Source organism: Gelidibacter salicanalis, from assembly GCF_016469035.1.
Lineage (GTDB): Bacteria > Bacteroidota > Bacteroidia > Flavobacteriales > Flavobacteriaceae > Gelidibacter > Gelidibacter salicanalis_A.
Window position 1 is genome coordinate 1 of sequence record NZ_JAEHJZ010000031.1, and the last position, 18734, is coordinate 18734.

The following is an 18734-nucleotide window of genomic DNA, read 5'->3' on the forward strand; positions in this document are numbered from 1 at the left end:
CATCATTTTTTATCGAATCTATAGAGAGCAATCCCAGTAAAAACGTTGTTCTTACTAATTTACGGCTTTTTTTTGAGGGAGATTCAGCGATAAAGAATAAGTTATTAACCTAATAATCAACAACTTGAAGGTTTACGGCCAGACACTAACTAGATAATAAAACCACACATTCTAGATGCCAAAATGAATCTATTTGGCATCTGGAATTCTATCTTTTAAAAAGTAGATTGACATTCAACGATACTCAGCTTTAGAGCTTGCACTTTGTCTTATTTTGTTGTAAATTTAAACGAGAGGTTTAGGAAATTTAGCGTCACATTGCACTACGTTTTCTAAAATTTAAAAAAGAGTCAAATCCCCAAATTGAGCTACTTATGGATACCAATGCTAACCAGTTTAGTAATTGTGATATTACGATTACTTACCAACCTCGTATGTGCACCAATGCCGGACGTTGTGCAAAAGAACTTTCTGATGTCTTCCAGACCTCAGTGATTCCATGGATTGACTTAGATGGCGCTCCGTATCAGAAAATCATTGATCAAGTTAAGAAGTGCCCTTCTGGAGCGCTGACCTTCCAATTACATCAAAAAGTAGCTTAAGGAGCACAAACCAAAAACCCCTTTGAAGTGAATCAAAAGGATATTAATCTGTTGGTGCCAAATACTAGCAAATGCTTTTATTCTGCCGTGAACGGATAGAAACAAAAAATCCTCTGAAATTCAGAGGATTTTTTTAGTTATGCTTGACCAGTTGGACCAAAATTTAATGGGATTGGCGGCTGTTCATAATCTTTAATTTCACCATGTGCGTTTTCAAAGCGCTTTACATTTTCACCCAAAGCTTTAAGCAAACGCTTAGCGTGCTGTGGCGTCAGGATAATTCGTGACTTCACTTTGCTTTTTGGGGTTCCAGGCATAATGCTTACAAAATCAACTACAAATTCAGATACCGAATGATTGATAATCGCTAAGTTGGAATAGATCCCTTCCGCTGTTTTTTCATCTAATTCAATATTGATTTGTCCTTGTTTTTGGTCTTCTTTAATATCGCTCATAATTCTTACATTCCTGCTAATCCCGATAGCTATCGGGAAGGAATTTCAATCTTTAAAAGTTAGTATCTGAATATATTGTCAATATTGGATATCACTTGAGATGCGCTCAAAATCGTCAATTTATTCATGAGATCCCGAGTTGCGTCGGGAGTATTCAATAAACCACTTCTGCAAAAAACAGAAGTGGCATTTTATTAGTTGTAATTTAACTCTTCTTTAGCTTTCATCATTTGATTGAATTCTTCTTTAGAACCGACGATGATATTTTCATAGCGTCTTACTCCAGTTCCTGCAGGAATTCTATGTCCAACAATTACGTTTTCTTTCAAGCCTTCCAATTCATCAACTTTAGCGCTTACTGCAGCTTCGTTAAGAACTTTGGTCGTTTCTTGGAACGATGCCGCTGAAATGAACGATTTTGTTTGTAATGACGCTCTAGTAATTCCTTGTAATATAGGAGTTGCGGTAGCGGGTTGTGCATCTCTTGCAACAGCCAATTGACCATCTTCTCTTCTAATTACAGAGTTTTCATCTCTTAATTGACGCATGGTTACAATTTGTCCTGGTTTAAGAGTTTTGGAATCTCCAGCATCTTCAATAACCCTCATTCCAAAGATTTTATCGTTTTCTTCGATGAAATCAGATTTATGAGCCAATTGATCTTCTAAGAAAATAGTGTCCCCAGAATCGATGATCTTAACTTTACGCATCATTTGTCTTACAACAACCTCAAAGTGCTTATCATTAATCTTCACACCTTGCAAACGATATACTTCCTGTACCTCATTTACCAAATATTGTTGCACTGCTGAAGGTCCTTTGATATTCAAGATATCATCAGGAGTGATAGACCCATCAGATAAAGGCATACCAGCTTTAACATAATCATTTTCTTGAACAAGAATTTGACTGGATAGTTTTACCAAGTATTTCTTAATCTCACCTAATTTAGATTCGATAACAATCTCACGGTTACCTCTTTTGATTTTTCCGAAAGACACAACACCATCAATCTCACTTACTACAGCAGGATTAGAAGGGTTACGTGCTTCGAACAACTCAGTTACACGTGGTAAACCTCCCGTAATATCACCAGACTTAGCTGATCTACGAGGAATTTTTACCAAGATTTTACCAACATTAATCTTCTCACCATCATTGATCATCAAGTGGGAACCTACAGGTAGGTTATAAGAACGTATCGCGTTTCCTTTGGAATCTTGGATGTGCAATGTTGGAATCAATTTCTTGTTTCTAGACTCAGAGATCACTTTCTCTTGGAATCCTGTTTGCTCATCAATTTCAACTTGGTAAGTGACACCCTGATCAATATTTTCGTAAGATACCTTACCGGCAAACTCAGAAATAATGACACCATTATACGGATCCCAAGAACAAATCACATCGCCTTTCTTCACTTTATCTCCTGGCTTGCAGTAGATGAATGATCCGTAAGGAATATTATTTGTACTTAAAGTAATTCCAGTTTTTGCATCAATCAATTTAAATTCAGATGTACGGGAAATTACAACATCAACGGCATCGCCACTGCTATCTGTACCCTTTACAACTTTTAAATCTTCAATTTCCGCAATACCGTCAAACTTAACGGTCAATTTATTTTCTTCAGAAATGTTACCCGCAATACCTCCAACGTGGAATGTACGAAGTGTTAACTGTGTTCCTGGCTCTCCAATAGATTGCGCAGCAACTACACCAACAGCTTCTCCTCTTTGTACCATTTTACCAGTAGCAAGGTTACGCCCGTAACATTTAGAGCAAATACCTTTAGTAGCTTCACAAGTCAATGCAGAACGAACCTCAATAGACTCTAAAGCCGAGTTTTGGATACGTTTTGCAACTGAATCATAAATATGTTCACCTGCACTAACGATAAGTTCTTGAGTTAAAGGATCATAAACATCATTTAATGACGTTCTACCCACAACTCTATCTTCTAGAGTTTCAATGATCTCTTCATTTTTCTTCAATGCAGAAACTTCAATACCTCTTAATGTACCACAGTCTTCACTGTAGATAATAACATCTTGGGATACATCTACCAAACGACGTGTTAGGTAACCAGCATCTGCTGTTTTAAGTGCGGTATCGGCAAGACCTTTACGAGCACCGTGAGTAGAGATAAAGTATTCCAAAATCGAAAGACCTTCCTTAAAGTTAGAAAGAATTGGATTTTCAATAATCTCTCCACCACCGGCGTTAGATTTTTTAGGTTTCGCCATCAATCCACGCATACCGGTTAACTGACGAATCTGTTCTTTAGATCCACGAGCTCCAGAATCAAGCATCATATATACCGAGTTAAACCCTTGTTGATCTTCACGAATACGTTTCATTGACAATTCAGTCAATTCAGCATTGGTAGAGGTCCAGATATCAATAACTTGGTTGTAACGCTCGTTGTTAGTAATAAGACCCATGTTATAGTTGGCCATAATACCATCAACTTGTTTGTTGGCACTATCAATCATGCTTTGTTTTTCAGGTGGGATAATAATATCCCCTAAACTGAACGACAATCCACCTTGGAAGGCGAACTTGTACCCAAGATCTTTAATTTCATCTAAAAACTCTGCTGTTTCAGGAACAGAGGTTGCTTTTAAAATGTCACCAATAATATCCCTTAATGATTTTTTAGTTAAAACTTCGTTGATATATCCTGCTGCAGCTGGCACCTTTTCATTAAAAAGCACACGACCTACAGTAGTTGAAACAATTTGTTTTGTCAATTCACCTTCGTCATTAAAAGCTTCAGTTCTTACTTTAATAGCAGCGTTTAAGTCCACCATCTTTTCATTGTAAGCAATATTGACTTCTTCTGCAGAATAGAATGTTAAGCCTTCACCCTTTATTTTAACCGCTTCAGTAGACTTGCGTTCTTTGGTCATATAGTAAAGACCGAGCACCATATCTTGAGAAGGTACAGTAACAGGAGAACCGTTAGCAGGATTTAAGATATTATGGGAAGCCAACATTAATAATTGCGCTTCCAAAATAGCCTCAGGTCCTAATGGTAAATGCACCGCCATTTGATCCCCATCAAAATCGGCATTAAACGCCGTACATACCAATGGATGCAATTGGATTGCCTTACCTTCAATCAACTTAGGTTGGAACGCTTGGATACCCAGTCTGTGTAATGTTGGAGCACGGTTTAAAAGTACTGGATGTCCTTTTAAAACATTCTCTAAAATATCCCAAACTACTGGCTCTTTACGGTCTATAATTTTCTTTGCAGATTTTACAGTTTTTACAATACCACGCTCAATCAGTTTTCTGATGATGAATGGTTTGTATAATTCTGCTGCCATGTTTTTAGGCAATCCACATTCAAATAATTTTAATTCTGGTCCAACGACGATTACCGAACGTGCTGAATAATCCACACGTTTACCTAGTAAGTTCTGACGGAAACGTCCTTGCTTTCCTTTAAGGGAATCAGATAATGATTTTAACGGTCTGTTAGAATCTGTTTTAACTGCAGATGCCTTACGTGTGTTGTCAAATAATGAATCTACTGATTCTTGCAACATACGTTTCTCATTACGTAAAATAACCTCAGGCGCTTTGATTTCAACCAAACGCTTCAAACGGTTGTTACGTATAATTACACGACGGTATAAATCATTTAAATCTGAAGTCGCAAAACGACCACCATCCAAAGGCACCAACGGACGTAATTCTGGTGGAATTACTGGTATAGCTTTCATAATCATCCATTCAGGAAGATTCTCACGGTTAGCGTTAGAGTCACGGAAAGCCTCTACAACTTGAAGACGCTTTAATGCTTCAGTCTTACGTTGTTTTGAAGTTTCAGTGTTTGCTTTATGACGCAATTCAAAGGATAGATCGTTCAAATCAATTCTTGAAAGCAGATCAATCAAACATTCCGCTCCCATTTTTGCAATGAATTTGTTTGGATCATTATCATCTAAGTACTGATTATCTTGTGGCGTAGATTCAAGAATAGTTAAATACTCTTCTTCCGTCAAGAAATCTAAACGTTGTAATGGTTCTCCATCAACATTTTTAGCATTTCCTGGTTGAATTACAACGTAACGTTCGTAATAAATAATCATATCCAATTTCTTGGAAGGTAATCCTAATACATATCCAATTTTGTTTGGTAATGAACGGAAATACCAGATATGAGCAACAGGAACTACTAAATTGATATGTCCAACTCTATCTCTACGTACTTTCTTTTCAGTTACTTCAACACCACAACGGTCACAAACAATGCCTTTGTAACGGATACGCTTATATTTACCACAAGCACATTCAAAATCCTTTACAGGACCAAAAATACGCTCACAGAACAAACCATCTCTTTCTGGTTTGTGTGTTCGATAATTAATAGTTTCAGGTTTAAGAACCTCACCACGAGATGCTGCTAAAACAGACTCTGGAGACGCTAAACCAATGGAGATTTTGTTAAATCTCTGTACTGTATTCTTATCTTGTCTTCTTGCCATTTTTTATGGTACTAACAAATTAAAATTTAATTTTTTCGATTGGGTAGAGACAGATGATTATCTGTCTCTACCACGGAATAATATCTGCGATATTATTCCTCCAATCTAATATCTAATCCTAATCCTTTCAATTCGTGCATAAGTACGTTGAAAGATTCAGGTAGTCCTGGTTCTGGCATTGGCTCTCCCTTAACGATTGCTTCGTAAGTTTTTGCTCTACCTATAACATCATCAGATTTTACTGTTAAGATCTCACGTAAGGTTGCAGATGCGCCATAAGCCTCAAGTGCCCATACCTCCATCTCACCAAAACGCTGACCTCCAAATTGAGCTTTACCACCCAATGGTTGTTGTGTAATCAATGAGTATGGTCCGATAGAACGCGAGTGCATCTTATCATCTACCATATGTCCTAGTTTTAACATATAAATTACACCAACAGTTGCAGGTTGATCAAAACGATCTCCTGTACCACCATCATATAAGTAAGTATGTCCAAAACGTGGGATACCAGCTTCATCCGTCAATTCATTGATTTGATCTAAGGTAGCACCATCAAAAATTGGTGTAGCATACGTACGTCCTAATTTTTGACCAGCCCATCCAAGAACAGTTTCATAGATTTGACCAATGTTCATACGAGAAGGTACACCAAGTGGATTCAATACGATATCAACCGGAGTTCCATCTTCCAAAAATGGCATATCTTCCTGACGTACAATACGCGCAACAATACCTTTGTTACCATGACGACCCGCCATTTTATCACCAACTTTAAGTTTACGTTTTTTAGCAATGTAAACCTTAGCTAATTTAATAATACCTGCTGGCAACTCATCTCCTACAGAAATAGTAAACTTTTCGCGACGCAAAGACCCTTGAAGGTCATTTTCCTTGATCTTGTAATTGTGGATCAAATCTGCCACTAAAGTATTGGTTTGCTCATCAGCGGTCCAAATACCTGCAGTTAAATGCGTATAGTCATCTACAGAGTTTAACATCTTTAAGGTATATTTCTTACCTTTTGGAATGATTTCCTCTCCCAGATCATTAAAGATACCTTGCGCTGTTTTACCGTTTACGATAGCAAATAATTTTTCGACTAAAACTACTTTTAAGTCGTCAAATTTTCTGTAGTAAACTGCCTCTAGTGCATCAATATCCTCTTTATCCTTAGCTCTCTTACGTTTGTCTTTTACCGCTCTTGAGAATAATTTTTTCTCAATAACCACACCGTGTAATGATGGAGACGCTTTTAATGAAGCATCTTTTACATCACCAGCTTTATCACCAAAGATTGCTCTTAGTAATTTTTCTTCCGGTGTTGGATCCGATTCACCTTTTGGTGTAATTTTTCCGATAAGGATATCACCAGGTTTAATCTCAGCACCAATACGAATCATACCGTTTTCATCTAAGTCTTTAGTAGCCTCTTCAGAAACGTTAGGAATATCATTAGTCAATTCTTCATTACCTAATTTGGTATCTCTAACCTCCAATGAGTATTCATCAATATGAATAGAAGTAAAAATATCATCACGAACTACTTTTTCAGAAATCACGATGGCATCCTCAAAGTTGTAACCTTTCCAAGGCATAAAGGCCACTTTCATGTTACGTCCAAGAGCAAGCTCTCCGTTTTGTGTCGCATACCCTTCACAAAGTACTTGTCCTTTTTTAACTTTATCGCCTTTGGTTACAATAGGTTTTAAGTTAACAGACGTGCCTTGGTTGGTTTTTCTAAACTTAACTAATGGATAGGTTTTGGTATCACTATCAAAACTAACCATTGCTTGTTCTTCCGTACGTTCGTATTGAATCGTAATTTCATTAGCATCTACATAAAGCACAGTTCCTTCACCTTCTGCATTAATCAGTACTCTAGAGTCTGAAGCTACTTGACGCTCTAAACCAGTTCCAACAATTGGTGCATCAACACGCAATAATGGTACTGCCTGACGCATCATGTTAGATCCCATCAAGGCTCTGTTGGCATCATCATGTTCTAAGAACGGAATCAATGACGCTGATATAGAAGCAACCTGATTAGGAGCAACGTCAGTATAATCAGCCGATACCCCATCAATTACAGGGAAATCACCTTCTTGACGAGCAATAATCTTGTCTTCAATAATTTTTCCGACGGCATCAATCTTGAGGTTTGCTTGCGCAATCAACATGTCTTCTTCCTCTTCAGCACTTAAATAGGTTGGTGCGTTTTTAATATCAACAACACCATCTGTTATTTTACGGTAAGGTGTTTCAATGAAGCCCATTCCATTCACTTTTGCATATACAGAAAGTGAAGAAATCAAACCAATATTGGGTCCCTCAGGAGTTTCAATTGGACATAAACGACCGTAGTGTGTGTAATGTACGTCACGAACCTCGAATCCTGCACGCTCTCTGGATAAACCTCCAGGTCCTAATGCTGATAAACGACGTTTGTGCGTAATCTCAGCCAACGGATTGGTTTGATCCATAAATTGAGACAACTGGTTGGTACCAAAAAATGAATTGATTACAGAAGACAAGGTCTTCGCGTTGATCAAGTCAATTGGGGTAAACACCTCATTATCACGAACGTTCATACGCTCACGAATGGTACGTGCCATACGGGCTAAACCAACACCAAACTGTTGAGATAGTTGCTCCCCTACTGTACGTACACGACGGTTAGAAAGGTGGTCAATATCATCAATCTCAGCTTTAGAGTTGATCAACTCGATTAAATATTTGATAATAGTAATGATATCTAATTTGGTAAGCACTTGCTTATCCATACCGATATCCAACTGTAGTTTTTTGTTCATTCTATAACGACCTACTTCACCTAAAGAGTAACGTTGGTCAGAAAAGAATAATTTATCAATAATACCACGTGCAGTTTCCTCATCTGGCGGCTCTGCATTACGTAGTTGACGGTAAATATGTTCAACAGCTTCTTTTTCAGAGTTTGTTGGATCTTTTTGAAGTGTATTATGGATAATAGAATAATCGCCTTGTTGCGTACTTTCTTTGTGTAAAAGAACCGTTTTTGCATCTGCCTCAAGAATCTCTTCAATATTGTCTTTATCTAAAACAGTATCACGATCGAGTACAATTTCATTACGTTCAATAGAAACTACTTCACCGGTATCTTCATCAACAAAATCTTCGTGCCATGTGTTCAACACACGTGCAGCCAATTTACGACCTATGATTTTCTTAAGACCAGACTTAGAAACTTTTACCTCTTCTGCAAGATCGAAAATTTCAAGGATGTCTTTATCACGCTCAAAGCCGATAGCTCTAAACAAGGTTGTAACTGGTAATTTTTTCTTACGATCGATATACGCATACATCACTTGATTGATATCTGTAGCGAATTCAATCCATGATCCTTTAAAAGGAATAACTCTGGCAGAATATAACTTAGTTCCATTGGCATGGAATGACTGACTGAAAAATACCCCCGGAGATCTGTGCAATTGTGAAACGACAACACGCTCAGCACCATTAATACAGAAGGTTCCACTTGGCGTCATGTAAGGGATGGTACCTAAATACACATCTTGTACAATCGTCTCAAAGTCTTCATGTTCAGGATCTGTACAATACAACTTCAAACGCGCTTTTAATGGCACACTGTATGTTAATCCTCTTTCAATACATTCTTCAATTGCATATCTTGGCGGATCAATGAAATAATCCAAAAACTCCAAAACAAATTGATTGCGAGTGTCGGTGATTGGGAAGTTTTCCATGAAGGTATTGTAGAGACCTTCATTCCCTCTTTCTTCAGATTTAGTCTCTAATTGGAAAAAATCCTGGAAGGATTTTATTTGGATATCCAAAAAATCAGGATAATCCGTTCTATTTACAATAGAAGAGAAATTTAATCTTTCAGCTTTTTGTGCTAACATCGATGAACGAGATTTTGATTAAAAAAAATAGTAGTTTTTTTATGTACTTTTAATATACACAAAAGGGTTTAGGTCATTCCGCCCCGATTGTTATCGGGATTGGGAAGACCTAAACCATAAATTGTAGTTTGGGCTAAGCTTATTTAAGCTCAACTTCTGCTCCAGCTTCTTCTAATTGAGCTTTTAAAGCTTCTGCTTCATCTTTAGAAACACCTTCTTTAACGTTACTTGGTGCACCATCAACTAATTCTTTAGCTTCTTTCAAACCTAAACCAGTTAATTCTTTTACCAATTTAACAACTGCCAATTTAGAAGAACCTGCTGCCTTAAGAACTACGTCAAATTCTGACTGCTCTTCAGCGGCTTCAGCACCAGCACCACCACCTGCAGCAACTGCAACTGCAGCAGCAGCTGGTTCGATACCGTACTCATCTTTTAATATTGTAGCTAATTCGTTAACTTCTTTTACTGTTAAGTTAACTAATTTTTCTGCGAAATCTTTTAAATCTGCCATTTTCTATCGTTTTAATAATTTTAATAAAATATAATTTGTTTAAGTGCGTACTGAGTTGTTTATCCTTCTCTTTCGGATAATGTTTTGACGATGCCTGCTATTTTACCACCACTTGACTTAAGTGCAGAGATAACGTTTTTAGCTGGAGATTGTAACAATCCTATGATGTCTCCAATTAACTCTTCTCTAGACTTGATGTCAACCAACGCATCTAATTGGTCATCTCCAATGTAGATTGCTTCTTCTATAAAAGCACCTTTTAATAAAGGCATAGCAGACTTTTTACGGAACTCCTTAATTACCTTAGCTGGAGCATTTCCAGTTTCAGAATACATTACTGAAGTGTTCCCTTTTAAAGTCGTTGGAAGGTCTCCAAAATCTTTATCAGAGGCAGCCATGGCTTTCTCTAACAACGTATTTTTTACAACGGCCATTTTAATGTTTGCTTTAAAACATGCACGACGTAAATTTGAAGTGTTTAATGCGTTTAATCCAGAAATATCTGTTAAATAGATATGTGTATTCTCCGCTAATTGAGCAGTCAACTCTTCAATAACTTGTGATTTTTCTTCTCTTGTCATAATATTAAAGTTTAACTACTAACCTATTTTAGTATCTATTGATATACTTGGACTCATGGTACTTGACATAAAGATGCTTTTTACATACACACCTTTAGCCGCAACAGGTTTCATTTTTATTAAAGTTGTCAACAGTTCGTTAGCATTCTCCATCAATTTGTCAGCACTAAAAGATGCTTTTCCTATTGGAGCGTGTACGATTCCTGTTTTGTCTACTCTAAAGTCAATTTTACCAGCTTTTACTTCTGCAACTGCTTTAGCTACATCCATCGTTACTGTACCTGTCTTAGGGTTTGGCATTAAACCTCTTGGGCCTAATACTCTACCTAAAGGACCTAATTTACCCATGATTGCAGGCATGGTAACGATAACGTCAACATCTGTCCAACCATTTTTGATTTTCTCAAGGTATTCATCCAATCCTACATAATCAGCACCTGCATCTTTAGCTTCCTGCTCTTTGTCAGGGGTTACCAATGCAAGAACTTTCATGTCCTTTCCTGTTCCGTGAGGTAAAGAAACTACACCTCTTACCATTTGGTTTGCTTTACGAGGATCTACTCCTAGTCTTACAGCGATATCCACTGAAGCATCAAACTTTGTATAAGTGATTTCTTTTAATAAAGCCGAAGCCTCTTCAAGAGAATAAAGTTTGTTTTTGTCAACTTTAGCTCTTGCCTCTTTTTGCTTTTTTGTTAATCTTGCCATTTCAGAAATTTTTTAATTAGGTTTTTTACCTGTTACAGTAATACCCATTGATCTTGCTGTACCTGCAACCATACCCATAGCTTTTTCAGTGGTAAATGCATTTAAATCTTGCATTTTGTCTTCTGCAATAGCTTTAATTTGATCCCAGGTTACTTTTGCTATCTTCTTTCTGTTCGGTTCTCCAGATCCTTTTTTCACTTTGGCCGCTTCCAATAATTGTACAGCAGCTGGTGGTGTTTTAATAACGAAATCAAACGATTTATCCTTGAATACAGAAATTACAACCGGTAATACTTTACCTGCCTTATCCTGAGTTCTAGCATTAAATTGCTTACAGAATTCCATGATGTTAACACCAGCAGCTCCTAAAGCGGGTCCTACCGGCGGCGATGGATTCGCTGCGCCTCCCCGAACTTGTAGCTTAACTACTTTACTTAATTCTTTTGCCATTTTTAAAATTTTAGTTGTAAATCTTCCCATTGGAAGCCGAAAGACCTACGATCTATATGTAACAATTATTAAACTTTTTCAACTTGCATATAACTTAATTCCAATGGCGTTTTTCTTCCGAAAATTTTCACCATCACTTCAAGTTTACGCTTTTCTTCATTTATTTTTTCGATAGTACCGTCAAAACCATTAAATGGTCCATCAATAACTTTAACCGTTTCACCTATAGTAAATGGAATGGCAACATTAGCATTCGCATCTACCGTAAGCTCATCTACCTTACCTAGCATTCTGTTTACTTCAGATTGTCTTAAAGGCACAGGGTCTCCCCCTTTAGTTTCACCCAAAAATCCAATAACGTTAGTTATGGATTTTATAATGTGAGGAATCTCACCACTCAAGTTGGCTTGAATCATTATATAACCAGGAAAATAAACCTTTTCCTTGTTTATCTTTTTTCCGTTTCGAATTTGAATTACTTTTTCAGTAGGCACCAAAACCTGGTCCACGAAATCTTCAAGACCCAAACGGGTGATTTCATTTTCTATATAGGCTTTAATTTTGTTTTCTTGACCACTAACAGCCCTTACAACATACCACTTTTTATTTCCACTAGTTTCAGACATTCTCTTTTTGTATTTTACTTAATCCAGTCAAAATAAGCTTCGATAACTCCACTAAACACAGTATCCACTCCCCAAATTGCCAAGGCAAATATGATTGAGAAAACAGCCACTACTATGGTCAAACGCTGTGCCTCAGCCCATGTTGGCCAAGTTACATTGTTCTTTAATTCACCAAAAGATTCTGAAATATAATTTACAAATCCTGCCATACGGTTGTGTTTATTTTAAAGCAAGCGCTTCTAATTCTTTATTAACTTCATTTAAACTATTACTACTGAATACTTTAAATTGCTTTGCACGGGTTGAGAGACTCGAACTCACGACACCTGGTTTTGGAGACCAGTGCTCTACCAACTGAGCTAAACCCGTAGATGAAATATTTCTATTTCAATCTTTTTTCGTGCTATACCATCCCGATAGCTATCGGGAGAGCTAAACCCGTAAACATAATCAAGGCACCCTGAAAATTCAAGACGCCTTAATTAATATTTAGACCATTAAAATTAGTCTAGAATTTCAGTTACCTGACCAGCACCTACAGTTCTACCACCTTCACGGATAGCGAAACGTAAACCTACAGTCATTGCAATTGATTGAATCAATTCAACTGTAATAGTCAAGTTGTCTCCTGGCATTACCATTTCAACGCCATCAGGAAGCAAGATGTTTCCTGTTACGTCAGTTGTACGTACGTAAAACTGTGGACGGTAATTATTATGGAATGGAGTATGACGTCCACCTTCTTCTTTTTTCAAGATATAAACTTCAGCTTTAAACTTAGCGTGTGGCTTAACTGAACCTGGCTTAACAATAACCATACCTCTAGTAATTTGAGACTTCTCAATACCTCTTAACAAGATACCTGCGTTATCTCCAGCTTCACCTCTATCAAGGATTTGACGGAACATTTCGATACCAGTAATAGTAGAAGTTAATTTCTCAGCTCCCATACCAATAATTTCAACTGGATCTCCTGTTTTAGCAATACCAGTTTCGATACGACCTGTAGCAACAGTTCCACGACCAGTAATAGAGAAAACATCTTCAATAGGCATCAAGAAAGGCTTGTCCATATCACGAACTGGCTCTTCAATCCAAACATCAACAGATTCCATTAATTGTAATACTGTATCTACCCATTTTTGCTCACCGTTAAGTGCTCCTAATGCTGAACCTTGAATTACAGGACCATTATCGCCATCATAATCGTAGAATGACAATAAATCTCTGATTTCCATTTCAACTAATTCCAATAGCTCTTCATCATCAACCATATCCACTTTATTCATGAATACAACAATACGAGGAATACCTACTTGACGACCTAAAAGGATATGCTCACGAGTTTGTGGCATAGGACCATCTGTAGAAGCAACCACAAGAATAGCACCGTCCATCTGAGCAGCACCAGTAACCATGTTCTTTACGTAATCCGCGTGACCTGGACAGTCAACGTGAGCGTAGTGACGGTTTGCTGTTGCATATTCTACGTGAGATGTATTAATTGTAATACCTCTTTCTTTTTCTTCTGGAGCGTTGTCAATTTGATCAAATGATTTTGCTTCTGAAAAACCTGCATCAGCTAATACTTTAGTAATAGCAGCAGTTAGAGTTGTTTTACCGTGATCTACGTGTCCAATAGTACCTATGTTAAGGTGTGGTTTTGAACGATCGAAAGTTGCCTTTGCCATGTTTAATTTATTTTAATCTTAATTTATATTAGTGTTCAAAAATTTAATTTTGCTTATTCAAAAGAGCCAATGACGAGAATTGAACTCGTGACCTCTTCCTTACCAAGGAAACGCTCTACCCCTGAGCTACACCGGCGGTTCATTTACGATAGCCGATTTCTGGATTTACGATCCGTAAACCGCAGTAAGTAACTCGTAAACTAATCTAGAGCAGGACACCACGCCAAGTTGTTGCGATGGTATCCTTTTTTAGAGCGGGTCGACGCATTAACGTGACCACGTTCCACTTTTTGAGCGAGAGACCGGGTTCGAACCGGCGACATTCAGCTTGGAAGGCTGACGCTCTACCAACTGAGCTACTCTCGCATTTTTATGAAATTCCGTTTAAGAAATTTCAAACTCCATTATTTAATGAACTATTTAATGAACTTTGATCCGTAAGGGCGACCCCTTACTAAAACTTTTAAAACACTACTTTACAAAAGCGAGCATCTTAACACTCTTTCATGTTGTTAGGATTACCTCCCTTTGGTCGGTGATCCGTAAGGGTGACCCCTTACTAAAACTTTTAAAACACTACTTTACAAAAGCGAGCTTTTGAAAATCTCATCATGTTTTAATGGATTACCTCCCTGCGGTCGGTGATCCGTAAGGGTGACCCCTTACTAAAACTTTTAAAACACTACTTTACAAAAGCGAGCTTTTGACAGTAGCTTATTTAAAAGTTTTGTGGGGAGAGCAGGATTCGAACCTGCGAAGACGTAGTCAGCAGATTTACAGTCTGCCCTCGTTGGCCGCTTGAGTATCTCCCCAATTATTCAATCTTTGTTAATGAACTTCTAACTGGTTGCCCAGTGCTTTTATCGAAGGAAAAAAATCTCAAAACCCTTTCGGGTTTTTGAGCCGATGGAGGGACTCGAACCCACGACCTGCTGATTACAAATCAGCTGCTCTAGCCAGCTGAGCTACATCGGCTTTTTATGATCTATTCCTTCAATAAAAAAGCCCGCTATTTCTAACGGACTGCAAATGTATAGATTTATTTATTTAATCAAAACATTTTTTAATTTTTTTTTCAAATATGTGATCTTAATTTCTCTTTTCTACGTTTTAACTGTCTTTCCAACGACGAAACGGCCATATCTACACCTTCTTCGAATGTCTTACATTGTTTCTTCACAACAAAACTATCTCCCGGTACATTTACTCTTGCCTCAAATATTTTATTTTCTTTGTCGCTTGTGTTTTCAACTTTAAGATAGACATCAGACTGGATGACCTTATCGTAAAATAAATCCAACTTATCCATTCTTTTCTGAATAAAGTCGACTAACTTTTTGTCTGCACTAAAGTTAACTGATTGCATGTTTACTTTCATCTGTTGTTTTTTTAATAAATTGGCAGCATAAAAAAATATAACTTTTGAGGGTTATAGTTTCATGCCTCCATTTCGGTTAGACATTAGGTATTGTTTTTACTTCTTGGATGTGCACCTTCATATACTTTTTTTAGCTCGGCAATACTATTATGCGTATACACCTGGGTTGCCGCTAAACTTGAATGCCCCAGTAATTCTTTAACAGCGTTTAAATCAGCACCTTCATTAAGCAAGTGCGTCGCAAAGGAGTGCCTCAATATATGCGGACTCTTTTTTACCTTTAAAGACGCTTTACTAAAATACTCATTTATAATTCTGTAAACAAGCGTTTCATATACTTTTAACCCTTTTTTGGTTAAAAACAAATATTCTGGATGTTCAATATTTTCTAAAGTATTTCTCAGCTCCATATAAAGCTTTGCTGTCAATACCACCGTATCAATTAACGGGATAAAACGTTCTTTATTTTGCTTTCCGAGTACTTTTAAGGTTTTGTTGGCAAGATCAATATCTTTGAGCTTAATTTGAATGAGTTCGATGCGTCTAATTCCTGTAGCATAAAATAATTCTACAATCAACCGATTTCTGATACCCTCAAAATCAGTCTCCGATTCTAAAATCTCCATCACATCTGCCATTTCCTTTTGTGAAAATGGAATTTGAACTTTTTTTGTAGTTTTTAAAGCTTTGTGTTTAGATAGCGGGTTTGCTTCTATAGTTCCTATTTTAATCAGAAATTTGAAATAGGAATTCAAGGAGGAAATCTTACGATTTATGCTTCTATTTGAAATTGCAGCTTCCACAAGCATTACAATCCACCGTCTTATTTGTGAATAGTTCACTTCTTGAATATTTTCCGAACCATATTCTTCAGTAATGAATTTCAAAAAACCTTCAAGATCTGTGAGGTACGCCTTAACGGTCAGTTCAGAATATTTTTTTTCGTGGCGTAAATATTCTGAAAAATAAGAGAACTCTGTATTTAGTACGGACATGTATCGAGCCTTTTATGATTTTGATTTTTAAATATAGGGCAAAAAAAATTCCTGCTAGTGCAGGAATCTCTTTTTATTAAATACAATAGAACGCTTACACGTTTTCTTGCTCTCTTAAACGTTGAACGTATTGTGCTTTTTGAATCAAAGCCCTGTGCTCTACCGAAGGCTTGTTAAACTGCTTACGCGTCTGCAATTGACGCTTTGTACCAGTTTTATCAAACTTACGTTTGTAGCGCTTCAGTGCTCTATCTATTTGTTCTCCTTCTTTAATTGGTATTATTAACATAGTGTCTTAACCTCCTCTCTTTTAGAATTTTCAGGCTGCAAATATAAAAAGTAAATTATAATCTGCAACATTATTGTCCAATAAAGAATTAAGATCGCTGCGCTTATAGTCCCGATAACTATCGGGAAAAGAACAAAGACTTGATTGTAACTAACGGATAAACAGTCGTTATTCTAAATTAAATTTGCCCAATCACTCTAAGTGAAATTGGTTTCAAAAAACAAGGTGTCATTTTTAAGTTCTCGAACCAGATCATGCTTTAAGGGGGTTTGCAAACTTTTTACCTGTTTTACCGAACACTGATGAATCTGCAATTAAAAAAAATGTTGTAATTCAAATAACGTACTAAAATTACCAGAAGACCTTCTTAAATGCGCACGACCTTTATAATTTATCCGTTGAAGGAAACCCGTGGTTACTCCATAGAACAATTCTAACAGCGCTCACGCTAGTAAATCAATCCTTATATAAGGACGACCGCTTGGTCAAATCTTGGATCAATTTTTCATCCTCTTCACTTTCCAAGAGTGTATTGTAATTTCTCCAAAACTCCTTGTTATAAGGTTTCACCGCGAAAATATCTGGATCCCATGGTTGTTGAAGTACCGTGTCTATTTTTTCTGAATCGAGAATGATTTCAGTAAATAACAGCTCCTGAACGGTGTAGTAAAAACGTTCATCAGTATTTGCTTCTGCCTCGTTGATTTCACCTGGTTTCGTGGGTTTATACCCAACATTAACCAACTTAGGCGTTTCATAATACACATAATTAAGATACATTTTGTCTTGATATTCTCTAAAGGTCATGATGAGCTTATGATTAATTTGGGTATCAAAAAGCGTCTTACTCCTACTCTTTTGGGCATTGGATGCCGCAACCAATTCATATTCCAATTTCTTGATGGCGTAATTATCATAATAAATATAGAGCCAACCTTTGGCCTGATACCCGTCATTATAAATGCCTTTGGTTTCTAAATTTATATACTTGTGACTTTCAGAAATTTCAATTTTGTAAAGCTTCCGGTCGTTATCGACTAAGATGGTATCCAATCTGAATTGATGGGTGTCCAACACATCATCTCCAAATAACGCACGGTTGGTATTGGCGTTTCTGAAAACATTTAATTTGCTTTCAAATAAATTTTGTAGCCCATTAATTCTCGTATCATTCCATTTAATGGCTTTTACCAAGGTGGATGTTTTTATGGTGTCCCTCCTTAGGTTTCTGGCGTGTAGATTTCCCTTATTCGCTTTCTCTTTAAGATAGGCTGTGTAGGTGAGTAAACTGTCCACATCCCGTAAATCATAACTCTTTCTGACTTGATCTACATTGATTTTAAGATTGGTGGGTGCTGAAGATGCATAACTGGAATCATATACGGTAATAGCACTTTCGATAAGCCATTTAAACTCTCTTCGGTTGCGCTCTTTATGACGTAAAAACCCCTTTTGTAAATAAGGCGTTTCGGGCATATTTACCGATAATTTTTCGAGCGCCTTACTCACAATATCATTACCAGTTTTGGGTCTGGATTCTGCCACCAGCACAATTTCGTCTAAAGACGCAATATCTTCTTCTAAATAGATGTCTTGTGTATTGTCAAATTCACTGACAGGGGTTTTAAAACTTTTGAATCCGATGGACGAAATGACCAAGGTGTCATTTAGAAATTGCGTGGGTACTTGCAACACAAATTTACCATCGGCATTACTGACCGTTCCAATAGTGGTGTTTTGCACGTAAATGCTAGCACTTTCAATAGGCATCAACGTGCCAAAGTCAGAGATTTTATTTTTCAATTCTTTCTGCGCAAACGCAGAAAAACAAAAAAAGCAAATTGATAACGTTAGCAGGTGTTTGATATAATTTACTTTCATGGTATTTGGTGTAGATTAATACTAACTCACATTCAAAAAATCAAATATAAACCTCATTTTAGCAACATTGGAACTTGGCTAAAATGAGGTTTTATAAATTAGGTTCCCGGTTTGTAATGCTTTTATCTATCACCATTTTTGTGATAATTCCAGTGGGAATCTT

At 37.0% G+C, this 18734-nt stretch carries 15 protein-coding genes and 5 tRNA genes; 1 reads left to right on the forward strand and 19 read right to left on the reverse strand.

Translation table 11 applies throughout. From position 1 onward, the window contains the following. The first annotated feature begins 374 nt into the window (after positions 1-374). The gene (locus JEM65_RS12530; RefSeq protein WP_199600027.1) at positions 375-602 is read left to right on the forward strand and encodes a (4Fe-4S)-binding protein; all 228 of its coding nucleotides are present in this window, start codon (positions 375-377) and stop codon (positions 600-602) included. 137 nt (positions 603-739) lie between these two features. Here the strand turns inward: JEM65_RS12530 and JEM65_RS12535 are convergent, their stop codons facing one another. The 19 genes from JEM65_RS12535 to JEM65_RS12625 form a co-directional block, all read right to left on the reverse strand. After that, positions 740-1057, reverse strand: a complete 318-nt coding sequence (locus tag JEM65_RS12535; protein WP_199600029.1) for a DUF3467 domain-containing protein — start codon at positions 1055-1057, stop codon at positions 740-742. 194 nt (positions 1058-1251) lie between these two features. Continuing rightward, a complete protein-coding gene (rpoC, locus tag JEM65_RS12540; RefSeq protein ID WP_199600031.1) occupies positions 1252-5553 on the reverse strand; it encodes a DNA-directed RNA polymerase subunit beta' in 4302 nt (1433 codons plus the stop codon). A gap of 92 nt (positions 5554-5645) precedes the next feature. Beyond that, entirely contained in the window at positions 5646-9458 is a 3813-nt protein-coding gene (gene rpoB, locus JEM65_RS12545; RefSeq protein ID WP_199600033.1) for a DNA-directed RNA polymerase subunit beta, read from the reverse strand. Between the two features lie 139 nt (positions 9459-9597). Beyond that, positions 9598-9972 (reverse strand): 50S ribosomal protein L7/L12, encoded by a 375-nt coding sequence (gene rplL, locus JEM65_RS12550; RefSeq protein WP_199600035.1) that lies wholly within the window; start codon positions 9970-9972, stop codon positions 9598-9600. Between the two features lie 59 nt (positions 9973-10031). After that, positions 10032-10553 (reverse strand): 50S ribosomal protein L10, encoded by a 522-nt coding sequence (gene rplJ, locus JEM65_RS12555; protein WP_199600037.1) that lies wholly within the window; start codon positions 10551-10553, stop codon positions 10032-10034. A gap of 18 nt (positions 10554-10571) precedes the next feature. Then, entirely contained in the window at positions 10572-11261 is a 690-nt protein-coding gene (gene rplA / locus JEM65_RS12560) for a 50S ribosomal protein L1 (RefSeq protein WP_199600039.1), read from the reverse strand. 12 nt (positions 11262-11273) lie between these two features. After that, entirely contained in the window at positions 11274-11711 is a 438-nt protein-coding gene (gene rplK / locus JEM65_RS12565; RefSeq protein WP_199600041.1) for a 50S ribosomal protein L11, read from the reverse strand. A 68-nt stretch (positions 11712-11779) separates the two neighbouring features. Continuing rightward, positions 11780-12337 (reverse strand): transcription termination/antitermination protein NusG, encoded by a 558-nt coding sequence (gene nusG / locus JEM65_RS12570; RefSeq protein ID WP_199600043.1) that lies wholly within the window; start codon positions 12335-12337, stop codon positions 11780-11782. A gap of 14 nt (positions 12338-12351) precedes the next feature. Continuing rightward, a complete protein-coding gene (gene secE, locus JEM65_RS12575; RefSeq protein WP_199600045.1) occupies positions 12352-12546 on the reverse strand; it encodes a preprotein translocase subunit SecE in 195 nt (64 codons plus the stop codon). Between the two features lie 87 nt (positions 12547-12633). Beyond that, positions 12634-12706: transfer RNA gene (locus JEM65_RS12580), tRNA-Trp, on the reverse strand. A gap of 134 nt (positions 12707-12840) precedes the next feature. Further along, positions 12841-14028, reverse strand: a complete 1188-nt coding sequence (gene tuf / locus JEM65_RS12585) for an elongation factor Tu (protein WP_199600047.1) — start codon at positions 14026-14028, stop codon at positions 12841-12843. A 64-nt stretch (positions 14029-14092) separates the two neighbouring features. Next, positions 14093-14164, reverse strand: a tRNA-Thr gene (locus JEM65_RS12590). 157 nt (positions 14165-14321) lie between these two features. Beyond that, positions 14322-14394: transfer RNA gene (locus JEM65_RS12595), tRNA-Gly, on the reverse strand. A gap of 364 nt (positions 14395-14758) precedes the next feature. Continuing rightward, positions 14759-14840 (reverse strand) — tRNA-Tyr (locus tag JEM65_RS12600). Between the two features lie 89 nt (positions 14841-14929). Continuing rightward, positions 14930-15003, reverse strand: a tRNA-Thr gene (locus tag JEM65_RS12605). Positions 15004-15103: 100 nt separating this feature from the next. Next, on the reverse strand, positions 15104-15406 hold the full coding sequence (hpf, locus tag JEM65_RS12610; protein ID WP_199600049.1) for a ribosome hibernation-promoting factor, HPF/YfiA family: 303 nt from the start codon (positions 15404-15406) through the stop codon (positions 15104-15106). A gap of 83 nt (positions 15407-15489) precedes the next feature. Further along, a complete protein-coding gene (locus JEM65_RS12615; RefSeq protein ID WP_199600051.1) occupies positions 15490-16401 on the reverse strand; it encodes a tyrosine-type recombinase/integrase in 912 nt (303 codons plus the stop codon). Between the two features lie 94 nt (positions 16402-16495). Further along, entirely contained in the window at positions 16496-16690 is a 195-nt protein-coding gene (rpsU, locus tag JEM65_RS12620; protein WP_199600052.1) for a 30S ribosomal protein S21, read from the reverse strand. A gap of 456 nt (positions 16691-17146) precedes the next feature. Further along, a complete protein-coding gene (locus JEM65_RS12625; RefSeq protein WP_233530641.1) occupies positions 17147-18493 on the reverse strand; it encodes a carboxypeptidase-like regulatory domain-containing protein in 1347 nt (448 codons plus the stop codon). Positions 18494-18734 lie beyond the last annotated feature (241 nt).

Bases quoted from the DNA above. Each gene is read 5' to 3' on its own strand.
- JEM65_RS12530 (WP_199600027.1), top strand. From the start codon at position 375: ATGGATACCAATGCTAACCAGTTTAGTAATTGTGATATTACGATTACT.
- JEM65_RS12535 (WP_199600029.1), bottom strand. From the start codon at position 1,057: ATGAGCGATATTAAAGAAGACCAAAAACAAGGACAAATCAATATTGAA.
- rpoC (WP_199600031.1), bottom strand. From the start codon at position 5,553: ATGGCAAGAAGACAAGATAAGAATACAGTACAGAGATTTAACAAAATC.
- rpoB (WP_199600033.1), bottom strand. From the start codon at position 9,458: ATGTTAGCACAAAAAGCTGAAAGATTAAATTTCTCTTCTATTGTAAAT.
- rplL (WP_199600035.1), bottom strand. From the start codon at position 9,972: ATGGCAGATTTAAAAGATTTCGCAGAAAAATTAGTTAACTTAACAGTA.
- rplJ (WP_199600037.1), bottom strand. From the start codon at position 10,553: ATGACAAGAGAAGAAAAATCACAAGTTATTGAAGAGTTGACTGCTCAA.
- rplA (WP_199600039.1), bottom strand. From the start codon at position 11,261: ATGGCAAGATTAACAAAAAAGCAAAAAGAGGCAAGAGCTAAAGTTGAC.
- rplK (WP_199600041.1), bottom strand. From the start codon at position 11,711: ATGGCAAAAGAATTAAGTAAAGTAGTTAAGCTACAAGTTCGGGGAGGC.
- nusG (WP_199600043.1), bottom strand. From the start codon at position 12,337: ATGTCTGAAACTAGTGGAAATAAAAAGTGGTATGTTGTAAGGGCTGTT.
- secE (WP_199600045.1), bottom strand. From the start codon at position 12,546: ATGGCAGGATTTGTAAATTATATTTCAGAATCTTTTGGTGAATTAAAG.
- tuf (WP_199600047.1), bottom strand. From the start codon at position 14,028: ATGGCAAAGGCAACTTTCGATCGTTCAAAACCACACCTTAACATAGGT.
- hpf (WP_199600049.1), bottom strand. From the start codon at position 15,406: ATGAAAGTAAACATGCAATCAGTTAACTTTAGTGCAGACAAAAAGTTA.
- JEM65_RS12615 (WP_199600051.1), bottom strand. From the start codon at position 16,401: ATGTCCGTACTAAATACAGAGTTCTCTTATTTTTCAGAATATTTACGC.
- rpsU (WP_199600052.1), bottom strand. From the start codon at position 16,690: ATGTTAATAATACCAATTAAAGAAGGAGAACAAATAGATAGAGCACTG.